This window comes from Streptomyces sp. NPDC087310, assembly GCF_044744405.1.
Lineage (GTDB): Bacteria > Actinomycetota > Actinomycetes > Streptomycetales > Streptomycetaceae > Streptomyces.
In genome coordinates this window covers 165,908-181,248 of the sequence record NZ_JBIUYF010000004.1, presented here as the reverse complement: position 1 = coordinate 181,248, position 15,341 = coordinate 165,908, and the positions used below count along the sequence as shown (strand labels likewise).

Genomic DNA, 15,341 nt, shown 5'->3' with positions numbered 1-15,341 from the left:
GGATCCGGAAGCCGGGACGGATCCGGAAGCCGGGACGGGCCCGGAGGCCAGGGCGGCTCCGGGAGCCGCGGCGGGGCCTGCGGCCTGGTCGGCGGGGGTCACGTCCATTCCAGGACGCCCTTCTTCCATGCGTAGAGCAGTCCCACGGCCAGGAAGCCGAGGAAGATGAACATCTCGACCAGCGTCGTGGCCCCGTACCCGGGCGCGGCGAACACGGTCGCCCACGGGAACAGGAAGATCGAGTCGACCGCGAAGATCACGTAGAGGAACGCGTAGACGTAGTAGCGGACCTGTGTGTGGGCCCACCCCTCGCCCACCGGGTCCACCCCGCATTCGTACGTGAGCAGTTTCTCCGGCGTCGGCACCACCGGCCGCAGCAGCCGGCCAGCTCCGAAGGCGACGGCGACGAACAGCACACCGACGACCGCGAGCAGCCCGACGACCGAATAGCTCTGGAAGTAGTCCGACGCGAGAACGGTCGGTTGCGACACGTCCGCCCCTCGCTCCCTGACCTCATAGCGACTTCATCGACTTCTTCGACGATCTGTACGCACGGGAGTCTAGGCCCTGCTAAAGAATCAGTAAGCAGCCCGTCTCTCTTAGTGGGGTTATCCCCACCGTCAACTGACCCAGCCACCCCATGGCGCCCGGCTTCCGGGCCGGGCACGCTTGGTGCTTATGACCGCGAGCCTGACCGCCCACAACGGCCTCCCCGATGACGATCGGCCGCCCCCCGCGCGTTTCGCGTACGACCGGCACACCTGGAAGGAGATCGCCTATCTCCTGAGCAATCTGCCGGTGGCCGTGGCCGGTTTCGTCTACGCGACGTTCACGGTGCTCACCGGCGTGGGCCTGTCGGTGACCGTCATCGGGCTGCCGTGGCTGGTCGCCGGACTGACGGGCGCGCGGCTGCTCGGCCGGGCGGAGCGCGCGCGGGCGCGCGCGCTCCTGGGCGTACGGATCGACGAGCCGAGCCCCCTGCACGGCTCCGGGGGCCGCAGGCGCCGCCGGAAGGGACGGGCGGCCGGTGGGCGCGGCGGCTCCGAGGGCTTCTTCGGCTGGGTGTGGGCCGGGCTGAAGGACCCGGTGGCCTGGCGGACGTTGCTGTACGAGTTCATCCGGCTGCCCTGGGGGGTGCTGACGTTCTCCGTCACGCTGGTGGGGTTCGTCGTGCTCTGGCCGGTGCTGCCGCATATCGCGCGCGGGCTCACCAACGCCGACCGGGCCATGGCGCGCGGCCTGCTCTCGCCCTCCGACGAGCTGGAGCGGCGGATCGCGGAGCTGGAGTCGGACCGCGGGGTGGTCGTGGACACCGCCGCCGCCGACCTGCGCCGTATCGAACGCGACCTGCACGACGGAGCGCAGGCCCGCCTCGTCGCCCTCGCGATGGGGCTCGGGCTCGCCAAGGAGAAGCTGCTGGAGGACCCGCGGGCGGCGGCCGACATGGTGGACGAGGCGCACGGCGAGGTGAAGCTCGCCCTCCAGGAGCTGCGGGACCTCGCGCGCGGCATCCACCCGGCCGTCCTGACCGACCGGGGGCTCGACGCGGCGCTGTCGTCCATCGCGTCCCGCTGCACGGTCCCGGTGAAGGTGACCGTCGATCTGGGTGAGCGGCCCGCCGAGGCGATCGAGGGCATCGCGTACTTCACCGTCTCCGAACTGCTCCAGAACATCAGCAAGCACAGCGCGGCGCGGTCTGCGGCCGTCGACGTGTGGCGCGCGGACGACCGGCTGCTGATCCAGGTACGGGACGACGGGCGCGGCGGCGCGCGGCTGGACGGCGGTACGGGGATGTCCGGGCTGGCCGAGCGGCTCGGCGCGGTCGACGGGCTCTTCGTACTCGACTCCCCGGAGGGCGGCCCCACGGTCGTCACCGCCGAACTGCCCTGGCGTGAGCGCGGCAGGGCCTGACCCCCCGCCGCCCGCCCCCTGCGCTCGACCTCTCCCCTCTCCCCTCTCCTCTCTCCCTCCCCTGTGGGGCTCACGGACCGTCCGTGGGCCCCACACGCGCATCACGCGCACCATCGGTCACTCCACTCTCACGGGGGTGGGGAAAACCCCAGGGTGAAGAGGGATACCGGCCTCATGGTGCGGTGCCCGGCGCGCCGGGAGCATGGACGTACAGCAAGGCCCCCCTCGCACTCCTCGCCCCTCCTCGCCCCTCCTCGCGCTCCCCTCGCGCTCCCCCTCTCGCCTCGCTCCTCGCTCCTCGCCCCTCGCCCCTCGCCCCTCGCCCCTCGCCCCTCGCCCCTCGCCCGCAGACTCGCAGAACGGACACCTCAGATGGCCATCGACTACGGATCGCGGTCACGCCCCCACGTTCTCCCCCTGCCCCTGCGCGCCCCCGTCGAGGGCCGTATGTGGCGTGAGTTCGGTTATCTGCTGCTGAGCCTGCCGATCAGCGTGGCGCTGTTCGCCTACGCGGTGGCCATGACCGCCGCCGGTGCCGGGCTGCTCGTCACCTTCCTCGGCATCCCCGTGCTGGCCGCCTCGCTGGCCGGCTGCCGCGCCTTCGGCATGCTGGAGCGGACCCGCGCGCGGGCGCTGCTGGGCCTCGACGTGGCGGAGCCCGCGCCGGCCAGGGGCGAGAAGAGCGGGCTGCTGTCCTGGGTGGGCGCGATCCTGAAGAGCGGGGTGTCCTGGCGCCATCTGCTGTACGCGGTGCTGCACCTGCCGTGGGCGGCGTTCGCGTTCGTGGTCTCCGTGACGTTCTGGTGCGTGAGCTGGTCGCTGTTCCTCTATCCGCTGTACCAGTGGATGTACCCGGCCCACTGGGGCCAGCCCGGCATGGGGATCAACACCGACGGCAGCGGCTTCTATGTCGACACCCCCTTCGAGATAGCCGTCACCAGCGTCCTCGGGTTCCTGCTGGTGCTGGTCTCCCCCTGGCTGATCCGCGGGCTGACGGGCGTGGACCGGCTGATGGTGCTCGGTCTGCTCGGCCCGTCGCTGCTGGCCAGCCGGGTCTCCGAGCTGGAGTCCGACCGCGGGGTGGTCGTGGACACGGCCGCCGCCGACCTGCGCCGTATCGAACGCGACCTGCACGACGGAGCGCAGGCCCGCCTCGTCGCCCTCGCGATGGATCTGGGGCTGGCGAAGGAGAAGCTGGCGGAGGACCCGCAGGCCGCCGCCGTCATGGTGGACGAGGCGCACGGCGAGGTGAAGACGGCTCTCCAGGAGCTGCGGGACCTCGCGCGCGGCATCCACCCGGCCGTGCTCACCGACCGGGGGCTCGACGCGGCGCTCTCCGCCATCGCGTCCCGCTGCACGGTTCCGGTGGCGGTGGACGTCGACCTGCCGGCCAGGCCCGCCGCGGCGATCGAGGGCATCGCGTACTTCACCGTCTCCGAACTGCTCCAGAACGTCAGCAAGCACTCCCGGGCCCGGCGGGCCACGGTGGACGTCTGGCAGACCGAGGGCCGGCTGATGCTCCAGGTCACGGACGACGGCGTGGGCGGGGCGGACGCGGCGGCGGGCAGCGGGCTCGCCGGGCTGACGGAGCGGCTGGACGCGGTGGACGGCGTCCTGGTCGTCGACTCCCCGGCCGGCGGCCCGACGACGGTCACGGCGGAACTGCCCTGGCGCGGCTGACCGAACACGACGGGCGGAACAGGACCACGTAAGAAACGAACGAGCGGCGCGAGCGCGCACCGCCCCCGGGGCTCCGGCCTCCGGGGGCTTCCGCGTGCCGTGCCTGCCACGGCCGGGCGGAATTAGGTGCTGGTTGCCACGGCGCCATCCGAATACTGGGATGCTGGAGGACGCAGGGGCGGACACACTTCGACATGGGGGATGAAGGTCGTGGAGGACAGGGTGCGGGTGGTCATCGCCGAGGACTCAGTGCTGCTCAGGGAGGGCCTGACCCGGCTGCTGACCGACCGTGGGCACGACGTGGTCGCGGGTGTCGGTGACGGGGAGGCCCTGATCAAGACCGTCGGGGAGCTGGCGGACCGGAACACCTTGCCGGACGTGGTGGTGGCGGACGTACGGATGCCGCCGACCCACACGGACGAGGGGGTACGGGCGGCCGTGCGGCTGCGCCGGGACCATCCGGGGATAGGCGTGCTGGTGCTGTCGCAGTACGTCGAGGAGCAGTACGCCACCGAGCTGCTGGCGGGCAGCAGCTCGGGCGTCGGCTATCTGCTCAAGGACCGGGTGGCCGAGGTCCGGGAGTTCGTGGACGCCGTGGTCCGGGTGGCCAGGGGCGGTACGGCGCTGGATCCCGAGGTGGTGGCGCAGCTCCTGGGCCGGAGCCGGAAGCAGGATGTGCTGGCCGGGCTGACGCCGCGTGAGCGCGAGGTGCTCGGGCTGATGGCCGAGGGACGGACGAACTCGGCGGTCGCCAAGCAGCTCGTCGTGAGCGACGGGGCGGTGGAGAAGCATGTGAGCAACATCTTCCTGAAGCTCGGTCTTTCGCCGAGTGACGGGGATCACCGCCGGGTGCTGGCCGTGCTGACGTATCTGCGGAACTGATCGGTCCGCTCCGGGGCCGGTGACACCGTCCGCGTCCGCGCGCCGTAGGTCGTAAGCCCTACACCCAAAGACTGAGGGCGGAGCGCTCGGCGCCGGGAAGACCAAGGGGCGGATAGACCGTAACAAAAACGACAAATTGGTACGACACGGCGTCTCAAAAGAGCGTCCGCCATATGGCTGTCCCAAGGAAGGCGACCCTTACCCACGTAGGGTGGTATCCGGACTGCCGGGCGGCCGGTCAGTCCCGAGCCGCCGCCTCGTAGGGAGGTCCAGTTCAGTGACCAGCCAGGTCAGTAGCCCAGCCGAGCAGGCCGATGAGGCCAACGACGCGAGCGATCCGAGCGATTCCGGCGATGCGCGCCCGTCGGGCAGCGGCCCGACAGGCGCGACGACCGAGGGGAACGACGGCAGGGCCGGTGAGAAGGAGGTCCGCCGGCTGGAACGGGTGATCATCCGTTTCGCGGGTGACTCCGGTGACGGGATGCAGCTCACGGGTGACCGGTTCACCTCCGAGACCGCCTCGTTCGGGAACGACCTGTCGACCCTGCCGAACTTCCCCGCCGAGATCCGGGCCCCCGCCGGGACCCTGCCGGGCGTCTCCTCGTTCCAGCTCCACTTCGCCGACCACGACATCCTCACCCCGGGTGACGCGCCCAACGTGCTGGTCGCGATGAACCCGGCGGCGCTGAAGGCCAACATCGGCGACGTGCCACGCGGCGCGGACATCATCGTCAACACCGACGAGTTCACCAAGCGCCCCATGGCCAAGGTCGGTTACGCGGTCTCCCCGCTGGAGGACGGCTCGCTCGACGGCTACCAGGTCCACCCGGTGCCGCTGACGACGCTGACGATCGAGGCGCTGAAGGAGTTCGGGCTCTCCCGCAAGGAGGCGGAGCGTTCGAAGAACATGTTCGCGCTCGGTCTTCTGTCGTGGATGTACCACCGGCCGACCGAGGGTACGGAGCGCTTCCTGCGGGCCAAGTTCGCGAAGAAGCCGCAGATCGCCGAGGCGAACGTGGCCGCGTTCCGCGCGGGCTGGAACTTCGGCGAGACGACCGAGGACTTCGCGGTCAGTTACGAGGTCGCCCCGGCGGGCGCCGCGTTCCCGGCCGGCACGTACCGCAACATCTCGGGGAACCTCGCCCTGTCGTACGGTCTGGTCGCCGCCGGCCACCAGGCGGAGCTGCCGCTCTACCTCGGCTCGTACCCGATCACCCCGGCCTCCGACATCCTGCACGAGCTGTCCAAGCACAAGAACTTCGGTGTACGGACGTTCCAGGCCGAGGACGAGATCGCGGCCATCGGCGCGGCGCTCGGCGCGGCCTTCGGCGGCTCGCTCGCCGTGACGACCACCTCGGGCCCCGGCGTGGCGCTCAAGTCGGAGACGATCGGGCTCGCGGTCTCCCTGGAGCTGCCGCTGCTGGTCGTCGCCATCCAGCGTGGCGGCCCCTCCACCGGGCTGCCCACCAAGACGGAGCAGGCGGACCTGCTCCAGGCGATGTACGGGCGCAACGGTGAGGCCCCCGTCCCGGTGGTCGCGCCGCGCACCCCGGCGGACTGCTTCGACGCGGCGCTGGAGGCGGCGCGGATCGCGCTGGTCTACCGCACGCCGGTGTTCCTGCTCTCGGACGGTTACCTCGCCAACGGCTCCGAGCCCTGGCGCATCCCGGAGCAGGACGAACTCCCCGACCTGCGGGTGCGGTTCGCGACCGGCCCCAACCACGAGCTGGCCGACGGCACCGAGGTGTTCTGGCCGTACAAGCGCGACCCGCAGACGCTGGCCCGCCCCTGGGCGGTGCCCGGCACACCCGGTCTCGAACACCGGATCGGCGGTATCGAGAAGCAGGACGGCACGGGCAACATCTCGTACGACCCGGCCAACCACGACTTCATGGTCCGCACCCGTCAGGCCAAGATCGACGGCATCCAGGTCCCCGACCTGGAGGTGGACGACCCGGACGGGGCGCGCACGCTCGTCCTCGGGTGGGGGTCCACGTACGGTCCGATCACGGCGGCGGTCCGCCGGCTGCGCAAGGCGGGCGAGCCGATCGCCCAGGCCCATCTGCGCCATCTCAACCCGTTCCCGCGCAACCTGGGAGACGTTCTCGCGCGGTACGACAAGGTCGTGGTCCCGGAGATGAACCTCGGTCAGCTCGCGACGCTGCTGAGGGCGAAGTACCTGGTCGACGCCCACTCGTACAACCAGGTCAACGGCATGCCGTTCAAGGCGGAACAGCTCGCCACGGCCCTCAAGGAGGCCATTGATGTCTGAGACGACGACGTCCGACGTGGCATCGGGCGGCGCCCCGCGCCTGCCGGGTGCGCCTGGCGCGTCCGGTCCTGCGCCCCTCGCGGGCGAACTGCTGACCCTGGTCCCCAAGGCCACGGCCAAGCAGTCCATGAAGGACTTCAAGTCGGACCAGGAAGTGCGCTGGTGCCCCGGCTGCGGTGACTACGCGGTGCTGGCCGCGGTCCAGGGCTTCATGCCCGAACTGGGCCTGGCCAAGGAGAACATCGTCTTCGTCTCCGGCATCGGCTGCTCCTCCCGCTTCCCGTACTACATGAACACGTACGGGATGCACTCGATCCACGGCCGCGCCCCCGCCATCGCCACCGGGCTCGCGACCTCGCGCCGCGATCTCTCGGTGTGGGTGGTCACGGGGGACGGTGACGCGCTCTCCATCGGCGGCAACCACCTCATCCACGCGCTGCGCCGGAACGTCAATCTGAAGATCCTGCTGTTCAACAACCGGATCTACGGACTGACCAAGGGCCAGTACTCCCCCACCTCCGAGGTCGGGAAGATCACCAAGTCGACGCCGATGGGCTCGCTCGACGCGCCCTTCAACCCGGTGTCGCTGGCGATCGGCGCGGAGGCCTCGTTCGTGGCCCGTACGGTCGACTCGGACCGCAAGCACCTCACGGAGGTGCTGAGACAGGCCGCGGACCACCCCGGCACGGCGCTGGTGGAGATCTACCAGAACTGCAACATCTTCAACGACGGCGCCTTCGAGGTCCTCAAGGACAAGGAGAAGGCCGAGGAAGCCGTGATCCGGCTGGAGCACGGGCAGCCGATCCGCTTCGGCGCCGGCGGTTCGAAGGGCGTGATCCGGGACCAGGCGACCGGCGACCTCCAGGTCGTGGCCGTCACCCCGGAGAACGAGTCGCGGATCCTCGTCCACGACGCGCACACGGAGAGCCCGACCACCGCGTTCGCGCTCTCGCGGCTCGCGGACGCGGACACCCTGCACCACACGCCGATCGGTGTGCTGCGCAGCGTGCGGCGGCCGGTGTACGACACGCTGATGTCGGACCAGCTCGACGCGGCCGTCGAGCAGCGCGGCAAGGGCGATCTGGCGACGATGCTCGCCGGTGGCGACACCTGGACGGTCGTCGGCTGACGCGACCGCGTCCTCACGAGGCCCGGATCTCCCGATACGTACCCCTGGGTACGGACTACGTGCCCCTGGGTACGGACTAGGAGGTCCGGGCCTCGTCGTGCGCCCCGGCGCGCTTCTCGTCGTACACCTCGCGGGCCTTGAGGACCTCCTCCGCGCGCCGCTCCGTCCAGCGCGCCAGCGCCCACACCTGCTCGGCGGCCTCCTGCCCCAGCGCGGTCAGCGTGTAGTCGACGCGTGGCGGGATGACGGGCCTGGCGTCACGATGGACGAAGCCGTCGCGTTCCAGGGTCTGGAGGGTCTGCGCGAGCATCTTCTCGCTGACGCCGCCGATCTCGCGCCGCAGCTCGCTGAAGCGGTACGAGCGCTCCAGCAGGGCGGCGAGGACGAGCACGCCCCAGCGGCTGGTGACGTGCTCAAGGATCAGCCGGGAGGGACACACCTGCCGGTTCACATCGGGCTGCACGCGGTTCGTATCAGGCTTCACGCGGTTGATATCGGGCTTCACGCTTACGTCCATGCCAGTACCTTACTTTGAAGTGGGTACTTTCCCCAGGTTAGTGCCCTCCGTAGGGTGAGTGACAGAACGCGAAGACAGGCACAGCACCCCGCACGAACTGGAGAGACCCCCCATGAGCATCGTCGTCACCGGAGCCACCGGACACCTCGGCCGTCTGGTCATCGAGGCCCTGCTCGCCGCCGACGTCCCTGCCGACGGGATCGCCGCCGTCGTACGGAACAAGGAGAAGGCCGCGGGCCTGGTGGCGAGCGGGGTCGAGCTGCGGGTCGCCGACTACGACGACCCCGCCTCGCTGAAGAACGCCTTCCGGGCCGGCGACCGGGTGCTGCTGATCTCCAGCAGCGAGGTCGGCAAGCGCGCGGCCCAGCACGGCGCCGCCATCGACGCCGCGAAGGCGGCGGGCGTGGCCCAGCTCGCCTACACCGGTGTCCTCGGCGGCCCCGACGCCGACTTCGACCTGGCCGCCGAGCACCGGGTGACCGAGCAGCTCATCCTCGACTCGGGGCTGCCGTACACCTTCCTGCGCCACGGCTGGTACACCGAGAACTACACCGACAACCTGGCGCCCGTGCTGGAGAACGACGCCGTTCTCGCCGCCGCGGGCGAGGGCCGGGTCGCCTCCGCGACCCGCGCGGACTACGCCGCCGCGGACGCCGCCGTACTGACCGGCGACGGCCACCTGAACAAGGCGTACGAGCTGAGCGGCGACACGGCGTGGTCCTTCGCCGAGTACGCGGCGGAGCTGTCGCGCCAGACCGGCAGGACCATCGCGTACAACAGCGTGCCGGAGGAGACCCTGCGGGGGATCCTGGCCGGCGCCGGGATCCCCGAGCCGCTGCCGGCCATCCTCGCCGACGTGGACCGGGCGATCGAGCGCGGGCGCCTCGCCGCCACGCCGGGCGATCTGGCGCGGCTCGCGGGCCGGCCGACCACCCCGCTCGCCGACACGATCGCCGAGGCGCTCAAGGGCTGACGGCCCGCCAGGCCCCGTCGTTCCCGACCCGTGCCCGTCATGACCGTATGACGATACGGACATGACACCGCGCCCCGTGTCCCGCTACCGTCGTCGAGGACGAGCCGAGGACGGGCTCGCGGCGGCACGGGGCGGGGAGGGCCAGTGAAGTCGGAGAACGAACAGCGGGCGGGGCTGCTGTACGGGATCGGCGCCTACGGGATGTGGGGACTGGTCCCGATGTTCTGGCCGCTCCTCAAGCCGGCCGGGTCGATGGAGATCCTCGCCCACCGGATGGTCTGGTCGCTGGCCTTCGTGGCCGTCGCGCTGCTGGTGCTGCGCCGCTGGGCCTGGATACCGGAACTGCTCCGGCGGCCCCGCAAGTTGGCGCTCATCACGGTGGCCGCCGCCACGATCACCGTCAACTGGGGCGTCTACATCTGGTCGGTCAACGCGGGCCATGTGGTCGAGGCGTCCCTCGGGTACTTCATCAACCCCCTCGTGACCATCGCCATGGGTGTGCTGCTGCTCAAGGAGCGGCTGCGCCCCGCCCAGTGGGCAGCGGTCCTCATCGGCTTCTCGGCGGTGGTGGTGCTCGCCGTGGGGGCCGGGCGGCCCCCGTGGGTCTCGCTGACGCTGGCCTTCTCGTTCGCCACGTACGGCCTGGCCAAGAAGAAGATCAACATCGGCGGTCTGGAGTCACTGTCGGCCGAGACCACGGTGCTGTTCCTCCCCGCCCTCGGCTATCTGGTGTGGCTGAGCGCGACCGGCTCGGCCACCGTCGGCTCGGAGGGCGCCGGGCACGTCGCGCTGCTGGCGTCGACCGGGCTCGTCACCGCCGTACCGCTGATCTGCTTCGGCGCGGCGGCGATCCGCGTACCGCTGTCGACCCTGGGGCTGCTCCAGTATCTGGCGCCGGTCTTCCAGTTCCTGCTGGGCGTCCTCTACTTCCACGAGGCGATGCCCGCCGAGCGCTGGGCGGGCTTCTCGCTGGTGTGGCTGGCGCTGACGATCCTGACCTGGGACGCGCTGCGGACGGCACGCAGGACACGGGCGGAGGCGGTACGACTGGCCGCGCTCGCCCGGCAGAAGGCGAACGCCCCCGCCCCCTCGGCCACCGACCCGGCCGCCCTGCCCCTCACGCCCCCGCTCACCTCGCCGCTCACCCCCGAACCGGCGGCCGGGGACCCGGAGCGCTGACCCCCGGGGCTCACGGCGCCGCACCCCGGACCACCCGCGCCACGGCCCTTTCCGCGCATGTCAGAGCATGATCAGCAGGCGCGTCTTCGCCTTGAGCTTCCTGTTCACCGAACGGCTCTGCACGTACACCTCCAACTTGGGGTTACGGCCCGCCTTCACGGAGACGGTCCCCTGGATGCCCGTGCCGAACAGAAGGCTGCGCGCCGCGTCGCCCGTGTACGCGCGGTCGGTGTCCTTCTCGACCACGATGACTTCCTTGTCGGGCTGCACCTGAACCCGGGTGCCGAGCTGGTAGTAGCAGGACCCGCGCTCGTACGTCACGCCCGGATGCGAATCGACGAAGGCCCGGATCTCCATCTCCGTGTCGACCTTCAGGAGTCGATACGTGTCGGCCGGGACCGGTTCGAGGTTCGCCCGCACATCGTCGACGGATATGTCCTGGCCGACCGCGAACAGGTTCTTCGTACCGCGCACGCCCTGCTCGCGGCCACGGAGGAAGCTGGTGGCCGCCGCGCGCACGGTACCGATCGCCTCCTCGACACCCGCCTGGGAATCCGCGTCCCAGATGGCGATGTTCCCGGCCGGGAAGCCGTAGTTCTGAGCGGTGCGCTTCGCCAGGGAGTTGGGGACGAGGATCGCGGACGTCCAGTGGCCGGGAAGCCCGCCCATCTTCGCCGCGATCCTGTCGAGCCAGGGGCCGAGGATGGTCATGTCGCCGTTGTGCCGCCGGTCGCCGCCGGAGGCGTTCTCCTCGCCGTCCGTCACCACGATCTGGAGGAAGCTGTGCTCGCCGTACTCCTCCCAGATGTGCCCCAGGTCGTCCAGAGACTTCAGAGATGCCTCGATGAGGGCCGTGGCGCCGTTGTTGACCTTGTACAGGCCCTGCATGGACGGCAGATGCTTCACGTCCATGTCCCAGACCAGGTTCTCCACCTGGTGGTCGAAGGAGTAGAGGCTGATCCGGGTCTCATGACCGAGGCTGTCCGACTCCGCCTTCAGGCCCGCCACGAACTCGTCCACGACACGGATGAGTTGGCTCTGGTGCGGACGCATGGAACCCGAACAGTCCACGACCAGCGCGACGTGATTGACCTTGTGCTGGATCTTGTTGACGGACATGTTTCCACTCCTTCTCCGGGGTTCCCCAAGCGATGTCCCCACACTATGGGGAGGCACTGACAACGGCCCCTGACGGACGATCACCCCAGGTCAGACGGCCCACGGCCCCGACCCCGGACTCGGTACGCACACCGATACGGGCAGCACCCTGAAGAGGTAGACCCCGCTGTGGTCAGCGGCGCTGAGAGCGAACTCCCCGCCCGCGACGAGTTGGTTCCGCGCCGCCCTCTGCGCCTCGGGATCACGGCACCACGACCGGAGTTCGGCGGGCACGTCCGGCACCCGGTTTTCCGCCGGTACGAGCGTGCCCACGGGGATCCACCCGGAACGCGGATCGGGATCGAGGCCGGAGGCGATACGCCGGGCCTGACGGCGCAGAAAGGTCATGGCGTGATCCGGGGACGTCGCCTGCCGGACGGCGAGGAGGACGCGTACCCACGTACCGTTGACCGGCCCCTCGCCGACCACGGTCACGTTGTAGAGACGTACGGCCCTCACGTCCGCCTCCGGGCGGCCGGCCGCTGCTTCCGGTGCAGCTTCGCGAGGGCACGGAGCTGAGCCCGCTCCCGCGCGGTCGCCGGACGGACCGAGATCAGCGTGGCCTGCCAGGTGAGCCCCGAAGGCCGGACCAGACAGACCACGGGCCCGGCGAAGGAGCGGATGACACCCGGCATGTCCGTCCTCCGGTCGAACACCGCCATGCCCACCCAGAGTTCGTACCCGGGCGTCATGTCGCGTCCCCCGCCCGGCGGTGCGGATGCGCCGCGATCTGCCGGGCGCAGTCCATCGCGGTGGTCGTACCGATCCCGCGATGAGCGTTGTCCCGGCGACTGGCCCACCAGGCACAGAGCTCACAGCCGGGCACGGGGGCGAGGTCGACCGGGGGGTACGGCGCGGCCGGCGAGATCCCCAACCGGCGCCGCTCCACGGGGGACATGGGTTCGTTGGGGGTGGGGGCGTCTCCGGACACGGTCCGCTCCTCTCCGTAGCGATTCCACTACTCAGGGCGGTCAGCGTGGCGTAGAGTCGGGACGTCTTCAACTTATCCAGATGGACAGGCAAGTTAGGTGCCAGATGGTGAACCGAAAGGAACTGGATCCCGAGCGGTCGCCGAGTGCGGCTTTTGGGGCGCGTCTTCGCAGCTTGCGTGATGAACGCGGTTGGACTCAGGACGAGTTGGCGGAGCAAATTGGATGCTCCGGAGCTCATATTTCTGCCGTCGAAACTGGTCGGCGAACTCCAAGTCAACAGTTTGCGGCAAGTGCTGACAGGGCGTTTGGAACGGGAGATCGACTCGAACGCCAGAGCCGAGCTGTCAGGTACAGAGCCCTACTGGAGGGATTCCCGGAGTACGTCACTCATGAGGCGAGAGCGGCAGAGATCAGACTCTACGAAGTCGGTGTCATACCTGGCCTGCTCCAGACACACGAGTACGCATCGGCGCTCGGAGACAGCACGGTGATACGAGGCGTCGCCTCGCAGGAGCAAGCCGACGAACGGATTGCGCTGGTTGCCCAGCGTCAAGCGTCACTCGCACGAACCCCGCCCCCACTGGTCTTCGTGGTACTCGATGAAAGCTGCCTCCGCCGCCCCATCGGGAACAGTGCCCTCATGGACGCTCAGTTTGCTCGGCTTATCGAGTTCTCCGAGCAGCCGAACACTGTATTTCAGGTTGCCCCCTTCGACATCGGGGTTCGTCGTCCGATGAGCTTGCCGGTAACCGTGCTCACGATGCCGGATCGCTCGCTCATGTCGTACGCCGAGTCCGCTCAACGAGGCCATCTTGAGCGGGACAACACATCGGTCCTGCCCCTCCTGACGGACTACCATCAACTACAGGCCGAAGCGCTGTCGCGAGCGGCGTCCGTGGCCATGATCCGCCAGTTACGAAAGGGCACCCCGTGACGACCGAATCTCCCCGTTGGTTCACGTCCTCCTACAGCGAGAACGGCGGCCAGTGCATCGAGGTCGCTGCCAACCTCGCCGTCTCACAGGGCATAGTCCCCGTCCGGGACTCCAAGAACCCCCACGGCCCTACCCTCGCGCTCGCCCCAGACGCATGGGCGGCATTCGTCGGGGGCGTTCAGCAGGGAGCCCTCACCCCGTGACGACCGAAACCCCCCGCTGGTTCACGTCCTCCTACAGCAGCAACGGCGGTGCCTGCGTGGAGGTGGCCACCAACCTCGCCACCACACACGGCACCGTCCCCGTCCGAGACTCCAAAGACCCCCACCGGTCCGCCCTCACACTCACCCCGAGCGCATGGGCGGCATTCGTCGGGGGCGTTCAGCAGGAAGCCCTCACCCCGTGACGACCGAAACCCCCCGCTGGTTCACCTCCTCGTACAGCAACAACGGCGGTGCCTGCGTCGAGGTCGCCGCCAACCTCGCCGTCTCACACGGCATCGTCCTCGTCCGGGACTCCAAGAACCCCCACGGCCCCGCCCTGGCACTCACCCCGGGCACCTGGGGAACCTTCGTCGCCGGTCTCCGGCAAGGTGCCTTCCCGACCGCCTGAACCCCGCTCTCAGTTCCCGGTGTCGAGGTGCACCTGCTCGATGCCGTCGTCCAGGAAGGCGGCCAGGTCCTGGGCCTCGGCGTGGACCGCTTCCTGTTCCGGGGCGGTGAGGGGGCGCAGGGGGCTGACGCGGAGTCGGTGGTCGCGCGCGGTCCATGTGGCGGTGACGCGGCCGTCGACCAGGACCGTGCGGTGGCCCGCGACGGACAGGCCGAGGGTGGGCGGCGTCGATGATGCGGCTGCGGTCCTGGTAGCCGAGGATCGCGTTGTCGAAGGCCGGGAGGAACCGGACCGGCGCCGGGGTGTCCGGGTGGGGGCGGGGCGCGTCGGGCAGGTCGAGCAGTTCGCGGCCTCGTTCGTCGCGGAGGGCGACCAGTTCGCCCCGGGCCCGTGCGGCCTTGATCGCGGCGGGAAGACCGGCGAGGCCGCACCAGGCGCGCAGGTCCGCACCGGCGGCGGGCCCGTACGCGGCGAGGTAGCGGTGGAGCAGGCGCTGCCCGACGGGGTCGTCGGCGTCGGCGGGCAGGGGGTCGATGTCCCGTTCCAGCCAGGTGGCCATCGGCAGGTTGCGTACGCCCGCGGTCCGCTGCCAGAGCCCGCGGGGCGGGAGTTGGGCCATCGGGATGAGGGCCGCGACGAGCAGTTCGCCCAGGGCCCGGCGTGGTGGGCCGGGCCAGCGGTCCTCGACGGCCTGGACGAGCTCGCTCATGGTGCGGGGCTGCCCGTCGGCCATGACCGCGCGGCCCGCGGCGGCGACCTCGGCCAGGTCGATGCCGGCCAGTTCGCTCCGGTAGGTGCCCAGGACCCGCTGGCGCAGCATGGCGTCGTGGCGGGCTCGCCAGGCGAGCGCGTCGTCGGCGGTGACGAGGTGGACGGTGCGCCGCATCAGGTGGGTGCGTACCACCGTACGGCCGGTCAGCGCGTCGTCCAGCCGCTCGGGTGTGAAGCCGGACATGCGGGACCACAGCCCGGTGAAGGGTTCCTGGGGCTCCTGCGCCTGGAGGCCGCACAGGTGGGCCACCGCCTCCGCCACGGAGGTGTCGGCTCGTGTGAGCAGGTGCTGCCGGGCGAGGGTGGCCCGGTTGAGGGCGCGGGCGTCGAGGACGGTCATGGCGCGGTGACCTCGGTGCCGGTCCGTCCCAGTTTCCGGGACATGGGCTGC

17 protein-coding genes and 1 pseudogene are annotated in these 15,341 nt (G+C 70.3%); 11 read left to right on the top strand and 7 right to left on the bottom strand.

The window, feature by feature from the left end; translation table 11 throughout:
* Positions 1-98: 98 nt before the first annotated feature.
* Positions 99-491, bottom strand: coding sequence for an NADH-quinone oxidoreductase subunit A (locus ACIO3P_RS15870; RefSeq protein WP_240045916.1), 393 nt, complete (start codon positions 489-491; stop codon positions 99-101).
* Positions 492-678: 187 nt separating this feature from the next.
* Here ACIO3P_RS15870 and ACIO3P_RS15865 point away from each other — a divergent pair, with 187 nt between their 5' ends.
* The 5 genes from ACIO3P_RS15865 (at position 679) to ACIO3P_RS15845 (ending at position 7,874) form a co-directional block, all read left to right on the top strand.
* A complete protein-coding gene (locus ACIO3P_RS15865) occupies positions 679-1,911 on the top strand; it encodes a sensor domain-containing protein (RefSeq protein WP_329828516.1) in 1,233 nt (410 codons plus the stop codon).
* A 372-nt stretch (positions 1,912-2,283) separates the two neighbouring features.
* Complete coding sequence (locus tag ACIO3P_RS15860) at positions 2,284-3,591, top strand: sensor domain-containing protein (protein ID WP_329828514.1); 1,308 nt, start codon at positions 2,284-2,286, stop codon at positions 3,589-3,591.
* Between the two features lie 201 nt (positions 3,592-3,792).
* Positions 3,793-4,473 (top strand): response regulator transcription factor, encoded by a 681-nt coding sequence (locus tag ACIO3P_RS15855; protein ID WP_329828513.1) that lies wholly within the window; start codon positions 3,793-3,795, stop codon positions 4,471-4,473.
* Between the two features lie 277 nt (positions 4,474-4,750).
* A complete protein-coding gene (locus tag ACIO3P_RS15850) occupies positions 4,751-6,745 on the top strand; it encodes a 2-oxoacid:acceptor oxidoreductase subunit alpha (RefSeq protein ID WP_329828511.1) in 1,995 nt (664 codons plus the stop codon).
* Positions 6,746-6,872: 127 nt separating this feature from the next.
* The gene (locus ACIO3P_RS15845; RefSeq protein WP_329829643.1) at positions 6,873-7,874 is read left to right on the top strand and encodes a 2-oxoacid:ferredoxin oxidoreductase subunit beta; all 1,002 of its coding nucleotides are present in this window, start codon (positions 6,873-6,875) and stop codon (positions 7,872-7,874) included.
* Between the two features lie 76 nt (positions 7,875-7,950).
* On the opposite strand, the gene ACIO3P_RS15840 is transcribed toward ACIO3P_RS15845, so the two are convergent.
* On the bottom strand, positions 7,951-8,391 hold the full coding sequence (locus ACIO3P_RS15840; RefSeq protein WP_329828510.1) for a helix-turn-helix domain-containing protein: 441 nt from the start codon (positions 8,389-8,391) through the stop codon (positions 7,951-7,953).
* 112 nt (positions 8,392-8,503) lie between these two features.
* On the opposite strand from ACIO3P_RS15840, the gene ACIO3P_RS15835 reads away from it, so the two are divergent.
* Together ACIO3P_RS15835 and rarD are read left to right on the top strand one after the other, a co-directional pair.
* A complete protein-coding gene (locus tag ACIO3P_RS15835) occupies positions 8,504-9,364 on the top strand; it encodes an SDR family oxidoreductase (RefSeq protein WP_401854746.1) in 861 nt (286 codons plus the stop codon).
* 144 nt (positions 9,365-9,508) lie between these two features.
* A complete protein-coding gene (rarD, locus tag ACIO3P_RS15830; protein ID WP_401854749.1) occupies positions 9,509-10,543 on the top strand; it encodes an EamA family transporter RarD in 1,035 nt (344 codons plus the stop codon).
* Positions 10,544-10,603: 60 nt separating this feature from the next.
* Here the strand turns inward: rarD and ACIO3P_RS15825 are convergent, their stop codons facing one another.
* The 4 genes from ACIO3P_RS15825 to ACIO3P_RS15810 all read right to left on the bottom strand — a co-directional run bounded on the left by ACIO3P_RS15825 (position 10,604) and on the right by ACIO3P_RS15810 (position 12,632).
* A complete protein-coding gene (locus tag ACIO3P_RS15825; protein ID WP_329828506.1) occupies positions 10,604-11,662 on the bottom strand; it encodes a vWA domain-containing protein in 1,059 nt (352 codons plus the stop codon).
* Between the two features lie 90 nt (positions 11,663-11,752).
* Positions 11,753-12,160, bottom strand: a complete 408-nt coding sequence (locus ACIO3P_RS15820) for a hypothetical protein (protein WP_401854753.1) — start codon at positions 12,158-12,160, stop codon at positions 11,753-11,755.
* Complete coding sequence (locus tag ACIO3P_RS15815) at positions 12,157-12,393, bottom strand: hypothetical protein (protein WP_401854754.1); 237 nt, start codon at positions 12,391-12,393, stop codon at positions 12,157-12,159. Before ACIO3P_RS15815 ends, ACIO3P_RS15820 begins: the two co-directional genes overlap by 4 nt.
* Positions 12,390-12,632, bottom strand: coding sequence for a hypothetical protein (locus ACIO3P_RS15810; RefSeq protein WP_329828503.1), 243 nt, complete (start codon positions 12,630-12,632; stop codon positions 12,390-12,392). Before ACIO3P_RS15810 ends, ACIO3P_RS15815 begins: the two co-directional genes overlap by 4 nt.
* Positions 12,633-12,736: 104 nt before the next feature.
* On the opposite strand from ACIO3P_RS15810, the gene ACIO3P_RS15805 reads away from it, so the two are divergent.
* From ACIO3P_RS15805 to ACIO3P_RS15790, 4 genes are read left to right on the top strand one after another with little or no spacing between them, the layout of a single operon-like run.
* Positions 12,737-13,567: a Scr1 family TA system antitoxin-like transcriptional regulator gene (locus tag ACIO3P_RS15805; protein ID WP_401792067.1), complete on the top strand. Its 831-nt coding sequence runs from the start codon at positions 12,737-12,739 to the stop codon at positions 13,565-13,567.
* Positions 13,564-13,770 carry a DUF397 domain-containing protein gene (locus ACIO3P_RS15800; protein WP_401792065.1) on the top strand — a complete coding sequence of 69 codons (207 nt, stop codon included), beginning with the start codon at positions 13,564-13,566 and terminating at the stop codon, positions 13,768-13,770. Before ACIO3P_RS15805 ends, ACIO3P_RS15800 begins: the two co-directional genes overlap by 4 nt.
* Positions 13,767-13,973, top strand: a complete 207-nt coding sequence (locus ACIO3P_RS15795; RefSeq protein WP_401854757.1) for a DUF397 domain-containing protein — start codon at positions 13,767-13,769, stop codon at positions 13,971-13,973. The genes ACIO3P_RS15800 and ACIO3P_RS15795 overlap by 4 nt, the downstream gene beginning before the upstream one ends.
* A complete protein-coding gene (locus ACIO3P_RS15790) occupies positions 13,970-14,179 on the top strand; it encodes a DUF397 domain-containing protein (protein WP_401854759.1) in 210 nt (69 codons plus the stop codon). The genes ACIO3P_RS15795 and ACIO3P_RS15790 overlap by 4 nt, the downstream gene beginning before the upstream one ends.
* 9 nt (positions 14,180-14,188) lie before the next feature.
* Here ACIO3P_RS15790 and ACIO3P_RS15785 read toward each other — a convergent pair.
* Positions 14,189-15,290 (bottom strand): annotated as a pseudogene (locus ACIO3P_RS15785) (winged helix DNA-binding domain-containing protein).
* Between the last annotated feature and the right edge of the window lie 51 nt (positions 15,291-15,341).